This is a genomic window from Paenibacillus sp. MDMC362 (assembly GCF_003269305.1).
Taxonomy (GTDB): domain Bacteria; phylum Bacillota; class Bacilli; order Paenibacillales; family Paenibacillaceae; genus Paenibacillus_AQ.
The window spans coordinates 30,708-46,038 of sequence record NZ_QLYT01000010.1; the positions used below are offsets into that span (position 1 = coordinate 30,708).

At 51.6% G+C, this 15,331-nt stretch carries 13 protein-coding genes; 8 read left to right on the plus strand and 5 right to left on the minus strand.

All coding sequences use genetic code 11. From position 1 onward, the window contains the following. Window positions 1–2: 2 nt before the first annotated feature. Window positions 3–1,211, plus strand: a complete 1,209-nt coding sequence (locus tag DP091_RS04860) for a peptidyl-prolyl cis-trans isomerase (RefSeq protein ID WP_113057300.1) — start codon at window positions 3–5, stop codon at window positions 1,209–1,211. A 133-nt stretch (window positions 1,212–1,344) separates the two neighbouring features. Continuing rightward, a complete protein-coding gene (locus tag DP091_RS04865) occupies window positions 1,345–1,689 on the plus strand; it encodes a LytTR family transcriptional regulator DNA-binding domain-containing protein (RefSeq protein ID WP_113057301.1) in 345 nt (114 codons plus the stop codon). A gap of 87 nt (window positions 1,690–1,776) precedes the next feature. On the opposite strand, the gene DP091_RS04870 is transcribed toward DP091_RS04865, so the two are convergent. Then, window positions 1,777–2,724 carry a hypothetical protein gene (locus DP091_RS04870; RefSeq protein WP_113057302.1) on the minus strand — a complete coding sequence of 316 codons (948 nt, stop codon included), beginning with the start codon at window positions 2,722–2,724 and terminating at the stop codon, window positions 1,777–1,779. Window positions 2,725–2,924: 200 nt separating this feature from the next. Between DP091_RS04870 and DP091_RS04875 the strand changes: the two genes are divergently transcribed. After that, window positions 2,925–3,695, plus strand: coding sequence for a YwaF family protein (locus DP091_RS04875; protein ID WP_373456889.1), 771 nt, complete (start codon window positions 2,925–2,927; stop codon window positions 3,693–3,695). 93 nt (window positions 3,696–3,788) lie between these two features. Here the strand turns inward: DP091_RS04875 and DP091_RS04880 are convergent, their stop codons facing one another. From DP091_RS04880 to DP091_RS04895, 4 genes are all read right to left on the minus strand, one after another. Continuing rightward, window positions 3,789–4,781 carry an aldose 1-epimerase gene (locus tag DP091_RS04880; RefSeq protein ID WP_113057304.1) on the minus strand — a complete coding sequence of 331 codons (993 nt, stop codon included), beginning with the start codon at window positions 4,779–4,781 and terminating at the stop codon, window positions 3,789–3,791. A 130-nt stretch (window positions 4,782–4,911) separates the two neighbouring features. Beyond that, the gene (locus DP091_RS04885; RefSeq protein WP_113057305.1) at window positions 4,912–6,642 is read right to left on the minus strand and encodes a glycerol-3-phosphate dehydrogenase/oxidase; all 1,731 of its coding nucleotides are present in this window, start codon (window positions 6,640–6,642) and stop codon (window positions 4,912–4,914) included. Between the two features lie 189 nt (window positions 6,643–6,831). Beyond that, a complete protein-coding gene (gene glpK / locus DP091_RS04890; RefSeq protein ID WP_113057306.1) occupies window positions 6,832–8,322 on the minus strand; it encodes a glycerol kinase GlpK in 1,491 nt (496 codons plus the stop codon). A 70-nt stretch (window positions 8,323–8,392) separates the two neighbouring features. Then, window positions 8,393–9,595, minus strand: a complete 1,203-nt coding sequence (locus DP091_RS04895; protein ID WP_258394409.1) for an ROK family transcriptional regulator — start codon at window positions 9,593–9,595, stop codon at window positions 8,393–8,395. Window positions 9,596–10,026: 431 nt separating this feature from the next. Here DP091_RS04895 and DP091_RS04900 point away from each other — a divergent pair, with 431 nt between their 5' ends. The 5 genes from DP091_RS04900 (at window position 10,027) to DP091_RS04920 (ending at window position 15,308) form a co-directional block, all read left to right on the plus strand. Further along, a complete protein-coding gene (locus tag DP091_RS04900; protein WP_113057308.1) occupies window positions 10,027–11,289 on the plus strand; it encodes an ABC transporter substrate-binding protein in 1,263 nt (420 codons plus the stop codon). A 47-nt stretch (window positions 11,290–11,336) separates the two neighbouring features. Next, window positions 11,337–12,278 (plus strand): carbohydrate ABC transporter permease, encoded by a 942-nt coding sequence (locus DP091_RS04905; RefSeq protein WP_113057309.1) that lies wholly within the window; start codon window positions 11,337–11,339, stop codon window positions 12,276–12,278. A gap of 16 nt (window positions 12,279–12,294) precedes the next feature. After that, entirely contained in the window at window positions 12,295–13,131 is an 837-nt protein-coding gene (locus tag DP091_RS04910) for a carbohydrate ABC transporter permease (RefSeq protein WP_113057310.1), read from the plus strand. 45 nt (window positions 13,132–13,176) lie between these two features. Further along, a complete protein-coding gene (locus DP091_RS04915) occupies window positions 13,177–14,199 on the plus strand; it encodes a Gfo/Idh/MocA family protein (protein WP_113057311.1) in 1,023 nt (340 codons plus the stop codon). Window positions 14,200–14,324: 125 nt separating this feature from the next. After that, window positions 14,325–15,308, plus strand: a complete 984-nt coding sequence (locus tag DP091_RS04920; RefSeq protein WP_113057312.1) for a Gfo/Idh/MocA family protein — start codon at window positions 14,325–14,327, stop codon at window positions 15,306–15,308. Window positions 15,309–15,331 lie beyond the last annotated feature (23 nt).

Sequence of the window (15,331 nt, forward strand, 5' to 3'; positions counted from 1 at the left end):
AAATGAAAGATAACGATTTGCAGCCAAACCATCCGGGGCAACCCGAGGATGAACAGGGACAAGCCCAAGAGAAAGAGAATAACCAACAAGATCCGGGCAGCTTGTCTCATGAAGAAGAAAGAATAGATTCAACCTATCCGGAGCCCATCGAGCTTCACAAGGATGAGAACGAACAGCCTGCACTCATGCATCCGGCAGGTGATCAACCGCACTACGATGAACAATCTCCTGCGGGTGGCGGCGGGAACGGAAGCAAAGGTTGGATGATCGCTTCGCTCGTATTGGCGGCAGCGTTAATCGTCGTCCTGATTGTCCCTCCGTTTGCCAAAGGATCCGGCAATGAAGCTATAGCTAAAGTCAATGACGTTAACATCACCAAGGATAATCTGTACGATGAGCTTGTCAGCTTAGGCGGTAAACAAACACTCAATTCCATGATCACAGAGGAATTGATCCAGCAGGAGCTGAAGAAGAAATCCATTACGGTGACCGACGCTGATGTGAATAAAGAAGTAGATACCTTGAAGGCTACTTTCCCTTCCGAGGACCAATTCAATATGCAGCTTCAGCAAGCCGGCATGACGCTCGACGATCTTAAAGAACAGACCAAAACCCAGGTTGAACTCAAAAAGCTGATGGCCGACAAAATCAAAGTAACCGATGAAGAAATTAAAGAAGTCTACGACCAAAACAAAGACAGCTTCGCTACGCCTGAGCAAGTTCGCGCATCCCACATCTTGGTGGAAACCAAGGAAGAAGCCGATGCCATCGTGAAGCAATTGAAGGAAGGCGCCGACTTTGCTGCGATTGCAAAAGAGAAGAACCAAGATGCTACGAAGGAGACCGGCGGCGACCTGGACTTCTTCGGACGCGGCCAGATGGACCCTGCTTTTGAAGAAGCAGCGTTCAAATTAAAGAAGGGCGAAATCAGCGACCCGGTGAAGAGTTCTTTCGGTTACCACATCATCAAGGTTACCGATCGTAAAGAAGCCACCAACCCTACCCTTGAAGATAAGAAGGAAGAAATCCGCAGTCAGCTTGAGAACCAGAAGGTTTACTCCGAATCCACAGCCTATATTCAGGAGCTGAAGGATAAAGCAACCATCACCAATACGCTGGAAGAAACTGCGGCTGAAACGCCAGCAGATCCTTCAACAGAAACACCAGCAGACCCTGCAACAGAAACACCTGAAGCACCGGCTGCACCTTAAACGTTAGTCCAAGCCCCTACCCTTGCGGTACGGGCTTTTTTTAATGCGAAATAAAAAGTTCTTTCAACCCCAGGGAAAACATGTTAGAATGTAAGCGTTATCAAATGTTGATCTTGGAAAAGGGGGAAGCAGAATGATGAAGCACGTATCGGAATCCCGCAACATGTATGAGGACTTCGTGGTGGAGACAGACATTCTGTTCTTTAAAACCGGATCGCACGGTTTGGTCAGCTTTCACGGCAGAAACTATAATATTAAAAAGAGAATGACTGCCGATAAAATCGCATCCCTGCTCTCCGGTAAACAATTCTATCATGTCGGCGGCAACTGCTACGTCAACGTTGACAAAATCACGACGGTAGAACAAGGCATCGTTTACTTTGGGGAGAAGGCACCTTCTGCTAAACATCTTCGGATTCCGAGATGGAAGCAAGAATCGCTCAAGCGCCTTGTCGCTGAAGTAAAACAGCCTGTTTGAGAGCAGCGCTCTCTACATGAATCAGGCGCACAAGACAGAAGATCCCGCATCCGTTAACCGGAGGCGGGATCTTCTGTCTTGTGAAGGTTATAACTTCAGTTTCCTGGCATTGACGATGTATAGATGCTTCAGCGGCATTGCACCGTTTCTGTACTTGCGGGCACCGGATTCAAACAGAACATACAGATCATGGCCCCGCATCGCAATATTCTCTGACATCGGAGGCATGGTCAGCGGGGTAGCCGCAGCCTTTCCCTTTGTTCCACGAGTATATACGAGCAATTTGCTTGCATTGTTGCGTCCGCAGGATTGGCTGTATACAACGCGAGTTTGCGTCACGATCGCCCCTTGGATACGGTCAGGCGTGCTCCATGTATAGGCGGCTTTCCGATTCAACGGCAAAGCGTCGCTGGTGGTTAATGGATAGCCTCGCAGCTTGCCCTTAGGTCCCGGCGCACACTGCTTGCCCTCTTGGTCCTCGCCGTCCATATATTCCCCGATCCATAGAATGCCGTTGGAATACGTGGCATAGGATGCTTTATGACCGAGCGAATAAGGTGTCATGACAATATTGCCATAGTCCTCCTTGCTGCTAATTGTACTCAGCGGAATTTTGTACACCTTTTTGCCGGACGCCACCCACAGATGTTTTTTGCTGACCGCAAGCCCTCCGACATGCCCGGTGTGCTTCTTGCTCCCGCTCTCATACAAATACAGGGTTTTGATACGTTTGTTGGTTTTGCTGCTCGTAATCGATATGCTGCTGGCTTGATTGCTGTCCTTATTGCCCCAATAATGAGATATAATGATCCAATTCTTGCTCGGAACAAGAGCCAGCCCTTGCGGAATCCACTCTTTGGTTCCGGAGTATCCAGGAATGGCGGCTCCCTTTTTGCTGATATCGAAAAACTTTTTGTACTTGGTGCTGGCTGCTTCGGCCTCCCCGGGAGGGGCAAGTCCGCTTAAGCTGAAGATCAGAACTAAGCTAAGCAGGCGACTTGCATAACGTTTGATCCCCTGTCGTTTGCTCGCCATAAACGTACCTCTCTTTCATCGTCATAATCTATAACGGCTGGTTATTTAGGCCTTGCATACTCACATAAATGTAATGTATTCTCGTCTGGTTGTACCTGATGATACATAAGGATGCGAAGATATGACCCTATTCCTAGTACATTTCACATTATGGTAATATCAAAATCTAAGGCTTATGAACATAGAGAGGATGATCACGAATCGATCCCTATTTTGATCCGAGATATCCGGAAGGTTTTACTGCTTTCTCCATCGAACATTGGATGGCCATTATGGTGTTTATCGTTCTTGGCTTACTATTGTACTTGTTTAGAAACGTAATCGCCTCCCGTACTTCTCTGCAAAAGAGCGTGAGATGGGGGCTGCTTGCTGGACTTTCGTTACCGGAAGCCTCCCTACATATCTGGTATGCGTCAACGGGAATGTGGGACCCTGCCACTTCGCTTCCATTGGAATTGTGCAGTCTGACCCTGTTTCTCTCCATCGCCATCCTGCTTACGGATGAACGCCGCCTATATCCGTTGGTGTACTTTGCCGGCATCGGAGGAGCCTTACAGGCTATATTAACACCGAATCTGGGTTACCCTTTCCCACACTTCCGGTTCTTTCACTTCTTCATCGCCCATATCGCGATCATATTGACCGCTTTGTATATGACATGGGTTCGAGGCTACCGTCCAACCTGGAAATCCATCGGCTGGACGATGGTCTTCCTAAACGTATCCGCATTCGTTGTCGGGCTGGTCAACCTCGCTGTCGGCTCGAATTATATGTTCCTGATGCGCAAGCCGGACACGGCTTCGCTGCTGGACCTGCTGGGACCGCATCCCGTATACATTTTCGTTGAGGAGCTCATCGCCCTCTTGCTGTTTATCCTTATGTATATCGCCTTTTTTGTCATACCGGATCGCATGAAACGCAGTCGCCGCCGTAAACAGGAACAAACATCTTTTTCTTCGGCCGGCAGTTGAAGAAGGAATCCTATAAAATTAAAGCGTATGGATGTTAAACGCCCAGTGTAGCCGGGTGCCAGAATCCATACGCTTTTTTTGGGAGTCTGTTTTCTAATCCTTGAGATACAGCCGTGAGGTTGCTTCCCAAATTTCACCCGGGGCCAAACCGAACAGACCGATATCGTCTGCAGGCAAGTTCACGTTCGGTGCGTTCACCAGGTTGATCTGCGGCTCGGGACAGAAGAACTTCCGGGAAGCCTCGTTGTTCCATACCATCCACTGCTTATAGGAATTGCCGACATCGTAAACGAATGTTTTACCGAGTTTGGTATCTGTCAATTCCATACGGTTTCTGCCGTTCTGCGGGACGGCCGTGTAATGGTTGTCCATCGAATCAAAATAGGGAGTTACGCCGCTTGTCCGAAGCAGCTCCTCTTCTGCCGACAGAGTCTGGAACTTGCCGGTCGGCAGCATCCGGTCACTCAATTCCCACCGCTCGCCGATCGTTATTCTTACGACACAATCATCCGCGGTGCTTTCCGGGGCAAACGGAGCATTAATCGCCGTATGGAAGGCTAGCAGGCACGGCATGCTGCGGGAACCCTGATTACGTATAAACACATGCTGGGCCAGGCCATCCTGATTCAGCGTGTAGCGAAGCCGGAAAGTGAACCGGTGCGGGAGCATCGCATATACGGGATGATTCTCATCTATGGTGACCGAAACCACCACGTAACTTTCAGACTCGCTGCTGCCAAAATCCTCGACGCTCCAAGGAATCGTATGTAAAAAACCATGGAGGTGATTGCCCGTCGCTTCTTCATTGACCGGGAACTGATAGGTTTGTCCATTCCAAGGAAACCGGCCGTCCTCATAGCGATTAGGCGGAAAGAGAACAGGAATGCCATGTACGCCCGGATTGGATTTGAATGCTTCCATTTCCTCTGCTTCCGGTTCGCGAAGGAAGCGGTAACCGCTTTCGTTATCCCTAAAAGCGATGAGATTGCCTCCGATTTCAGGCAATATCGCCGCCTCGTAAGGGCCGTGCTGGAGCCAAACCGCGCGCTCTCCGTGATATGATCCTTCATACGCTTTGTGGTTCATCGGGTGATCTCTCCTCTCAAGTGTGAACGTATATAGATTATCATACCAGTGCCCTTACTTCTATATTTGAGGAGGGATCGTCAACCCTTGTCATCGCCTCCCCCTCCGTCCGTTTAAAATTGCATGCCGGTTAAGATGAAAGCTTCGTTGTAGAAGGGTTTTGCGGAATTGGAGCCGGGGCCGATTGATCGCTTGCTGCCGGCTGTGTGGCCGAAACCAGCTCCTCATCCAGTTCCTTCGTGTATTCGCGGGTCTGCTGCTCGCTCCAACCCAGTACTTTAGCCATATAATCAATCACCGGCATCTTCCATTTTCTCGTCCAATCGATATGAAATAACAGGGAACCCGTGCGGCGGATGAAAAAGTCGGCCGGCTTCGCTGCCATCTCATGCTGAATCGCATACATCAGCGGAACCAGCACCGATACCGGAAGCGCCTCTGCCTCCGCTTGGTCGGAGCCCTCTTTGGCCAGGCGGAACAATTCCGACACGTTAGATCCGTACATTCGCGCCCACTGCTCGGCGAGCTTACGATCAATTCCTTGCGCGGCGCCAATCTCCGCCTGCTTGCGGACAAAATCAGGGAATTGGCCGGATCCGCCAACCTGACCGCCGGAAATCGGCAGATTCTTCGTTACGCAGGCACCATACGCTTTCCCGCCGTTCTCTTGGATCCGTTTTGCAACCAGATCGACAACGGTGTCGGCCATTTTGCGATAGCCCGTAAGCTTGCCACCGGCAATGGTAATCAGGCCGGACGGGGACTCCCATATTTCATCCTTGCGCGAAATTTCGGACGGGCTTTTGCCTTCCTCCAGTATAAGGGGCCGGACTCCCGCCCATCCCGATTCCACGTCTGCCGGACTTAGTTTCACGCCAGGGAACATGTAATGTATGGCTTTCAATATATAATCCCGGTCCTCCACCGTAATCAAGGGACGTACAGGATCGGCTTTATAGACCGTATCGGTGGTTCCGACATACGTCTTCCCGTCACGGGGAATGGCAAACACCATTCTTCCGTCAGATGTATCGAAGTACACCGCTTGACGAAGAGGGAATTTGGATTGATCGATGACCAGATGAACCCCTTTGGTCAGCTGAAGCATTTTCCCCTTCTTGGATTTATCCATTTCGCGCACCTGATCCACCCATGGCCCTGCTGCGTTTACAATTTTGGTTCCGGATACGGACTTGACCCCGCCACCCAGCATATCCCGTACGGTGATACCGGTTATTCGTCCATTCGCATCATAATTCAACGATTCGGCCTTTGCGTAATTAAACAGAACCGCTCCTCTGGCGGCTGCCTCCTTCAAGACCTCCAGCGTCAGCCTGGCATCGTCCGTCCGGTATTCCACATAATATCCGCCGCCTTTAAGGCCCTCCTGCTTCAGAAGCGGCTCCCGCTTCAGCGTCTCGGATGCGGACAGCATGGAACGCCGTTCTCCCCGCTTTACGCCAGCCAGAAAATCATACACCATCAACCCGATGGAGGTGCTGAACTTCCCAAAGTTGCCACCCTGGTGTATCGGCAGGAGCATCCACTCCGGCGTGGTAACATGCGGTCCATTCTCATACACAACGGCCCGTTCTTTGCCGACTTCGGCCACCATGCCGACTTCAAACTGCTTCAGGTATCTCAGCCCGCCATGCACCAGCTTGGTCGAGCGGCTGCTCGTTCCTGCGGCAAAGTCCTGCATCTCAACCAACAAAACCGACATCCCGCGCGTAACCGCATCCAGCGCAATTCCTGCACCCGTTATGCCGCCGCCGATGACAATCAGATCGAAGGTTCCCTCTGCCATTTCTTGAAATCGACGCCTGCGGTCCAAACTTGAAAACGTCTGTGCCTGCTTCACAATGAATCCCTCCCAGTATGATTTACCCTGTTTTTATCTATCGTTACCCTTCCAATGAAAAAAGACAGCAAAAAAGAGACCACGAAACACGCAGTAACAACCCCCATAACATGAGGTATTCCGCGCCTAGTGGTCTCTCCAAGTCTCCAGACAAATATTCACTTATTGATCATTATACCACAGAAAATGCTAATGAAAAGCCATTGCCGCATAAACGGCTTTTTTCCAGCCGCCGTATAATTGCTCCCTTACGTCTTCCTCCATGGTTGGCTTAAAGCTTTGCCCCATGCTCCATTTGCTGCAGATTTCCTCCTGGTCCTTCCAGAAGCCGACAGCGAGCCCCGCCAGATAGGCGGCACCGAGTGCCGTTGTCTCCGTAATGTTCGGCCGTTCTACCGGCACATTCAGGATATCGCTTTGGAATTCCATAAGAAACGTGTTGGATACGGCCCCTCCATCCACACGCAGGGATGTGATATTATAGCCGGAATCCTCTTCCATCACGGATAGAACATCCCGTGTCTGGTATGCAAGCGACTCCAGGGTTGCACGGATGAAATGCTCTTTCGACGTGCCTCGTGTCAGGCCGAAGACCGCCCCTCGGACATCGCTGTTCCAGTATGGGCTGCCAAGCCCAACAAAAGCCGGCACCACGTACACGCCCTCCGTAGAATTGACCCGGCGCGCATAAGGCTCGCTGTCCTTCGCTTCGCGGAACATCCGCAGCCCGTCGCGCAGCCACTGGATCGCCGAGCCGGCCACGAACACGCTGCCCTCAAGTGCATACTGTACGCCATCTTCCAGTCCCCAGGCGATCGTAGTGATCAGCCCATGCTCGGATTTTACGGGCTTGTCGCCGGTGTTCATCAGCATAAAGCTGCCGGTTCCGTAAGTTGTCTTCACCATGCCTTTCGAGAAGCAGGTCTGCCCGAACAACGCCGCCTGCTGATCGCCGGCTGCTCCGGCAATGGGAACCTCGCGCCCAAAGAAATGATAGGAAACGGTATTGGAATAAATCTCGGAAGAAGGCCTGACTTCTGGCAGCATCGCCATGGGGATATCTAGGAGCTGCAGGAGCTCCTCATCCCATTTTAATTCATGAATGTTATAGAGCATCGTACGCGATGCGTTGGAATAATCGGTCACGTGCGCCTGGCCACCGGACAGCTTCCAGATCAGCCAGGTATCGATGGTCCCGAATATAACGTCTCCGCGCTCGGCCCGCTCCCGGGCGCCGTCTACATGATCGAGGATCCATTTGATCTTCGTTCCCGAAAAATAAGGATCAATCAACAGTCCGGTCTTCTCCCGAACCGTCCCGTCATGTCCGGCGGCAATCAGCTCCTCGCAGATGCCCGCCGTCTGGCGGGACTGCCAGACAATGGCGTGATAAATCGGTTCGCCGCTCTTACGATCCCATACCACGGCCGTTTCCCGCTGATTCGTAATTCCGATTCCGGCAATCTGATCCGCCTTCACGCCCGTTTCGGATAAGCAGGTTGCAATGACCGCAAGAATGGAACCCCATATTTCATTGGCATTCTGCTCCACCCAGCCCGGCTTGGGAAAATACTGCGGAAACTCCTTATGAGCTGAGTGTACGATGTCTCCTTCCTTGTTAAACAGAATCGCGCGCGAGCTTGTCGTTCCTTGGTCAAGCGCCAGAATGTACTGCTCCAATCAACTTCTCCCCTTCCGCATATGCCATTTAACCAAAGATAACGTGCAGGTGGAAACGTTGTCAAATCCATTATTCCGTCAGGGAGAAACCCAGCAAGTCCTGCAGCAGGACCGAAGCCGCACCCATTAGCTTGTCTTCCTCGCCAAGGGAGGCCAGGCCAAATACCATGTCCTCCTTCAGAATCGGCAGCGCATGCCGGTCTATATAGCTGCGAACCATGTCCAGCAATTCCGGGTTTCCATGTGCCATGTCCCCGCCCAGGATCAGAGCTTCGGGATTAAACATGTTGATCAGATTGACGATGGCCGCTCCCAGAAGCTCCGCCACTTCCTCGTTCAAGTCCCTGGCCAGCTTGTCCCCTCTGCGAAGAGCTTCCTTGAATACGGAAGGAACAATTTTACTGTAATCTCCCCCGCTCAGCTCCTGGATCAGCGTCGGTCTCCCCGTTGCGATCGCCGTAATCACTCGCGAATACACGGCAATCCAGCTGATGTAACTGTCCAAGCAGCCTATATTGCCGCATTCGCAGCGGATGCCGCTGCGGTTTACGCTCGTATGTCCGAATTCGCCGGCACCGCCATGCTTGCCCCTTAGGAGATGATCGTTAATCAAAATACCGGAACCAAGCCCGTCGCCAATGGAAATATAAATCAGGTTCGCATATGCGTAATCGCCAAATCGGCGTTCAGCCAGCACGACGGAATTCATATCATTCTCTACCCAGGTCCGCAGCCCGTAGCGCTCTTCCATAATCCGTTTCAGCGGAACATCGGTCATGCGCAGTTTCGTGTTATAACGCACCACGCCCTGACTATCACTCACAATGCCCGGCACGTTAATGGAAATCCCGACACACCGCTCCAAGTCCACTTGTCCTGACACGAAATCGTCCATCAGGCTCAGCAGCCGCTCGATAACGGCTTCTCCTTGGAGCCCGGCTAGAGGATGCGTTTCCTTCCGGAGTACCTTCGCCTCCAGATTCATGCACGCCAGCATCATGACCGAATTCGTTATCGCTATTGCAAACAAGTAATGATTATCCGGATTGAATTTGAGCAGAATGGGCTTTCTTCCACCGCTGGAGGAGCCAGTTCCAATCTCGGAAACGTAGCCTTCCTTGATAAGCTCCTGTACGGCTGAGGCGACCGTGGAGGGACTCAGCTTGTTTTTTTTGGCCAGATCGATTCTGGATATGGGTCCCTCTGTGCGGATCTTGTTCAGCACCTTGGACCGGTTTAATGCCTGAATCAGCTTGTGATCACCTTTTTTCATATTGTTCAAGCGAGCTCAACCTTTCTATAATTTCTTCATATAGTAGGACTTTCTGTATCGGAAAAATGAGGATAGAATCACTATAACATGTTCCAGAACCGAACAAAAACTTATTCCATTAACCGAAATAACTGATCGCGTTAGATCTCATGCTAATATGCTCATATTGTGAAAAAAAGAATTTAAATCGATTTGTAATCGCTATCTTGAAAAATAATTGAGGGGATTATATAATCTTTCGCAATAGAAGCTGGTTGTCCTGTCAAGAAAGATAGCATATCGATGTTAACTTTTTTCGACCTATGGAATAACTATCGCTTTTTATATCACTTACATAAAGGGGGCGCTTAAGGGGTCCGATTTCACTTCGAACAAGCCTACGACCAACCACGCTTGATCAAAAATCATGTGAATTCAAGGAGGGTTATCTGATGAAAAAAAGAATTGCTGTCCTGATTTCGATATTATTCGTGTTCACCGCGTTACTGTCCGCTTGCGGAGGCGGCAATGCCTCTGGCGGAGATACCGGCAAGAAGGTCATCAACGTCGCTCTATGGGACGAAAATGTGCGGGACACGCTGGACAAGTCCATTAAAATTTTCAATGAGAAGCACCCAAATGTTGAAGTGAAAGTGACCTACACCCCATGGGCCGATTATTGGACCAAGCTGAGAACCAGCCTCGCCGGCAACAGCGGTCCTGACGTCTACTGGATGAACGGCCCTAACTTTCATTCCTATGCCTCCTCCGGTCTAATTAAAGACCTGTCTCCCCTAATTGAGCAAAGCGGTCTGGACACCTCGGTTTATACCGAAGCGCTCGTCGATATGTACACCTATCAGGGTAAACTTCACGGACTTCCTTATTTCCAGGATTCCGTCGGACTTTTTTACAACAAAGAATTGTTTGACAAAGCAGGTCTGCCTTATCCCGACAAAACCTGGACCTGGCAAACCGTCGAGGAGAACGCGGCCAAGCTGACGGATAAATCAAACGGCATTTACGGCTTCATTGCCCCGATCGACAGCCAAATCGGATATTACAATTTCATAGCCCAGGCCGGCGGATACGTCATCTCGGACGATAAGAAATCATCCGGATTTGATACACCCGAAGCACTATCGGCGTTCCAGTGGGAACAGAGCTTGATTGAAAAAGGCTATTCCCCGAGCGCGCAGCAGCAGCTTGAAACGAAATCCCGCCAATTGTTCGGCTCCGGCAAGGCGGCCATGTTCCCTGGGATATCGGTTAACTCGCCTGAGCTGTATAAGCTTCTCGGCGACAAACTCGGTGTCGCTGAACTTCCTGCCGGCAAGGAAAAGGCATCGATCGTTCATGGACTCAGCTGGGCCATCAACGGCAAAACGAAAGTCGAGCAGGAATCCTGGGAGCTGATTCAAGTTCTTTCCGGTAAGGAAGGCCAGGAATTACTCGCCGAATCGGGATTCTCGATGCCTGCGTATAAAGGCACGGAGAGCGGCTGGCTGAAGTCCATTCCATCTCTTGATCTGCAGGTGTTCGTGGACAGCCTGGAGTTCGCCGTACCTTATCCGGTATCTCAGAAAACCGCAGAGTGGCAGGACGCTGAAGTGAAGGAAATTCAGGCGGCTTTCCTCGGAAAGAAATCATTTGAAGAAGCATTGAAAAATGCCGGCGAACAGATGAATGCCATCCTTGCGACAGAATCGAAATGACGAGCAGCCGCTCCCAATACGGAAATTAAGAAAGGACGGTGCAGCCTGTGAGCTCTCCCATCACTGTGACCACAGAACCTCCTAAACCGGCAACCAAGCGAAAAGCAGGGAAACTCGCCGTACACGAAGCTGTCTGGGGGTATATCTTCATTCTGCCTGTCGTGCTGGGCCTCGGTCTGTTTTATATGGCACCTTCCGCAGCATCCCTGTTCCTGTCGTTTACGTCGTGGGATGGACTATCTTCCCCCCAATTCATCGGATTCGATAACTTCGCAAACTTGATGAAGGACGACAAATTCACGGGTTCCATGCTGAACACGATGCTGTACACCGTCGGTACGGTACCGTTATCCGTCGCACTCGCAACGGTGCTGGCCGTGCTCCTGAACCAGAAGATCAAAGGCATGGTCTTTTACCGCACCTTCTATTTCATTCCCGTGATCACCATGCCGATCGCGGTCGGCATGGTGTGGAAATGGTTGTACAATTCCGAATTCGGATTGATCAACCACGTGCTGGGTGTCATGAACCTCCCGCAGCCCAACTGGCTGTTCGATGAGAAATTCGCCTTGTTCTCCATCGTGCTCGTCAGTGTCTGGAGCAGCATCGGATACAATGCCGTCATTCTGCTGTCCGGTCTGCAGGGCATTTCCGGCAGCTATTATGAGGCGGCTTCGCTTGACGGCGCGGGAACGCTGTACAAGTTCTTCCGGATTACGCTGCCTCTATTGACACCCAGTCTGTTCTTTGTCTTGGTCATGTCCTTCATCAATTCGTTCCAGGTGTTTGACCTGATCTTCATCATGATGGATCAACAGACCACGATGCTGGAATCCACCCGAACGGTTGTATACAGCATCTGGGAAGACGGCTTCAAATACTTCAATATGGGTTACGCTTCAGCGCAGGCCTTCATTCTCTTTATCGTTATTCTAATCATCACCATGGTCCAGATGTATATTCAGAAGCGCTGGGTCCACTACCAATAACAGGAGGTGTGTAGACGTGAATACTTCAACCGATGCGGGAAAAGCAAGCCGTCTGGCGGTCCACATCCTCTTAGCTGTCGGGGCGCTGCTCATGATTATGCCGTTTTTGTGGATGATATCCACATCCTTTAAGTCCTTTGCGGATTCCATGTCCGTTCCGCCCAAATGGCTCCCTGTGGAATGGCACCCGGACAACTACCTGCGAGTCATCCAAACGATTGATTTCGGCACCTATTATTTGAACACCGTCATCGTGACGGTGGGACGGACGGCTGGGCAGCTCATTCTGTGCTCCCTTGCAGCCTATGCATTTGCCAGCTTGAGATTCCCTTTCAAGAACGCCATCTTTCTCGCGCTCCTGGCCGTATTGATGGTGCCTTCCCAGGTTGTTATGATTCCGAGCTTTGTCATCATGCGCGAGTTCAATTGGCTGGACACGTTCTATGTGCTGATCGTACCCGGCATATTCAGCGCCTTCGGTACATTTTTATTGAGACAGTTCTTTATGACGCTGCCGAAGGACCTGGAGGAAGCGGCCAAAATCGACGGATGCAGTTATTTCCGGATTTACTGGAATATTTACTTGCCTTTATCCAAGGCGGCTCTCGTCTCCCTGGCGATCTTCACCATATTAGCCTCCTGGAACGATCTGCTGTGGCCGCTCATCATGACGAGCTCCGAGGAGATGCGTGTCCTTTCCATCGGGATATCCAGCTTCCAGGGACAGCATTCCACCGATTACCCGCTGCTGATGGCAGGAGCCTTAATGGCTACCCTCCCCATCATCATCCTGTTTATCTTCCTTCAGCGTTACTTTATTGAAGGGATCGCCATGAACGGGATTAAAGGATAGCACACGGAGCGTTCGAACCATGCAGAAAAAAAGGAGTGTACGGAAATGTTACAGGTGTTAGTGATTGGTGCAGGCACCATGGGAAGGACCCATGCAACCGCCTATGCTTCGATGCCGGGCGTTAAGCTTGCCGGGATTGCCGATATCCGGACGGAAAAAGCACAGCAGCTGGCGGATAGATTCGGCGCACAGGCCTACACTTCATTCGAAGCAGCCGTTGCAGGTTTGGGTGCGGATCGCATGGATGTCATTGACGTCTGCCTGCCGACCCCGCTTCATAAGGACTATGTTGTCAAAGCCGCGGACATCGGCAAGCATGTCATATGCGAGAAACCGCTCGCCAGAAGCGAAGCGGATGCACGCTTCATGATCAACTACTGCCAGGATAAAGACGTGCGTTTATTCGTGGGTCACGTCCTCCGCTTCTTTCCGGAATATGTGAAGGCCAAATCGCTGCTGGATCAGGGCAGCATCGGCAAACCCGCTGTCATCCGGGCAGGCAGGGGCGGCGGTTATCCTGTGGGCTGGAACCATTGGTACAGTGACTTTGGAGCGAGCGGCGGAATTACGCTGGACGCAATGATTCATGATTTTGATTACCTGCGCTGGTGCTTTGGCGAGGTTGAGCGCGTATATGCCAAAGGGCTCCACGGCCGTCATCAGGCCCAGCTGGATTATTCGCTGGTAACCCTACGTTTTCGTAGCGGTGTCATCGCGCATGTGGAAGGCACCTGGGCTCACGAGGGTTTCTCCATGAACTTGGAGATGGCGGGCACAAACGGGGTTATCGATTATGACAGCGCGAAGGACAGCCCTCTTCTCTACAAAACGCGGAGCAGTGCCGCTGCCGTCCCCGGTGTCGTCGTGCCGGAAAGCCCGCTTGAACGGAGTCCCTACTACCGGGAACTTGAGCACTTCATGTCGTGTATCCGTGACGGCAGCGAGCCGCTCGTCTCAGCAGAAGACGCATACGAAGCGCTTCGTATCGCGCTTGCCGCCCTTGCCTCCATGGCCTCCGGCGAGCCGGTGGTTATCGAGGACGATGCGCTCACACTCGCCTCAACATGAGAAAAAGGCGATCGACGTATTTTCAAAAGTCAGACCGCATGCAGCGGATCATTTTTCTTACGGGATAAGAAGGATACACCTCCGGTGGTTATCCTTTCTCATCTTCTGTAGAAGGAGAGAAAGCTATGAAATTGGGAGTAATCAGCTTTGCGCATATGCATGCGTTCAGTTATGCCAAAGCGCTGCAGGGGATCGAAGGCGTAGAGCTTGTCGGCATCGCCGATCCTGTGGAGGAGCGCGGACGGAAATACGCCGAGTATTTCGGGACAGCCTATTATCAAGATTATCACGAGCTTCTTAGTCAAGGCCTGGATGGCGTCATTGTCACTTCCGAGAATGTCCATCATAAAGAGCACGTGCTTGCCGCCGCTGCAGCCGGGGTGCATGTGCTCTGCGAAAAACCGCTTTCGACCAATATACAGGATGCACAGGACATGATTGATGCGTGCAAAGCAAGCGGCGTGCTGCTGCAAACGGCATTCCCCGTGCGTTACAATGCTGCGGTGGTTCGAGCCAAACAGATGGTCGATGAGGGAAAATTAGGCCGTATTCTGGCGATGAAGGGGACCAACCGCGGCCGGAATCCCGGCGGTTGGTTCATCGATCCCAAGCTGTCCGGCGGAGGTGCCGTCATGGATCATACGGTGCATGTCGCCGATATCATGCGCTGGATTACAGGTGCCGAGGTGAAGGACGTGTATGCCGAAGTCGACCATCTCATCTCGGAATCCCCTATCGATGATTGCGGGATTCTGACTATGGAGTTCCATAATGGTGTGTTTGCCACGCTGGATTGCAGCTGGTCCCGCAACAAGGAGTTTCCGACCTGGGGCGACGTGACCTTAGAGATTGTAGGCTCTGCCGGGACCCTTAGCGTTAATGCCACCAGCCAGAAACTGCACGTATATACCGATGATTCCGGATACCGCCATCATGCATGGGGGGACAGCATGGATGCCAGCCTGATCAGGGACTTCGTGTCTTCGATTTCCTCCGGCGCAGCAGAAGCATCCGTCACCGGTGAAGATGGGCTCAAGGCACTTGCCGTGGCCACAGCCGCCTACCGATCATCCGAGAGCCATCGGACGATCGCGTTGTCGGAGCTGTAATCGTTAACCGGTACAGAAGTCGT

What these genes read in the sequence shown, in the direction of transcription:
- DP091_RS04860 (WP_113057300.1), top strand. Translation starts at nt 3, where the DNA reads ATGAAAGATAACGATTTGCAGCCAAACCATCCGGGGCAACCCGAGGAT.
- DP091_RS04865 (WP_113057301.1), top strand. Translation starts at nt 1,345, where the DNA reads ATGATGAAGCACGTATCGGAATCCCGCAACATGTATGAGGACTTCGTG.
- DP091_RS04870 (WP_113057302.1), bottom strand. Translation starts at nt 2,724, where the DNA reads ATGGCGAGCAAACGACAGGGGATCAAACGTTATGCAAGTCGCCTGCTT.
- DP091_RS04880 (WP_113057304.1), bottom strand. Translation starts at nt 4,781, where the DNA reads ATGAACCACAAAGCGTATGAAGGATCATATCACGGAGAGCGCGCGGTT.
- DP091_RS04895 (WP_258394409.1), bottom strand. Translation starts at nt 9,595, where the DNA reads ATGAAAAAAGGTGATCACAAGCTGATTCAGGCATTAAACCGGTCCAAG.
- DP091_RS04900 (WP_113057308.1), top strand. Translation starts at nt 10,027, where the DNA reads ATGAAAAAAAGAATTGCTGTCCTGATTTCGATATTATTCGTGTTCACC.
- DP091_RS04915 (WP_113057311.1), top strand. Translation starts at nt 13,177, where the DNA reads ATGTTACAGGTGTTAGTGATTGGTGCAGGCACCATGGGAAGGACCCAT.
- DP091_RS04920 (WP_113057312.1), top strand. Translation starts at nt 14,325, where the DNA reads ATGAAATTGGGAGTAATCAGCTTTGCGCATATGCATGCGTTCAGTTAT.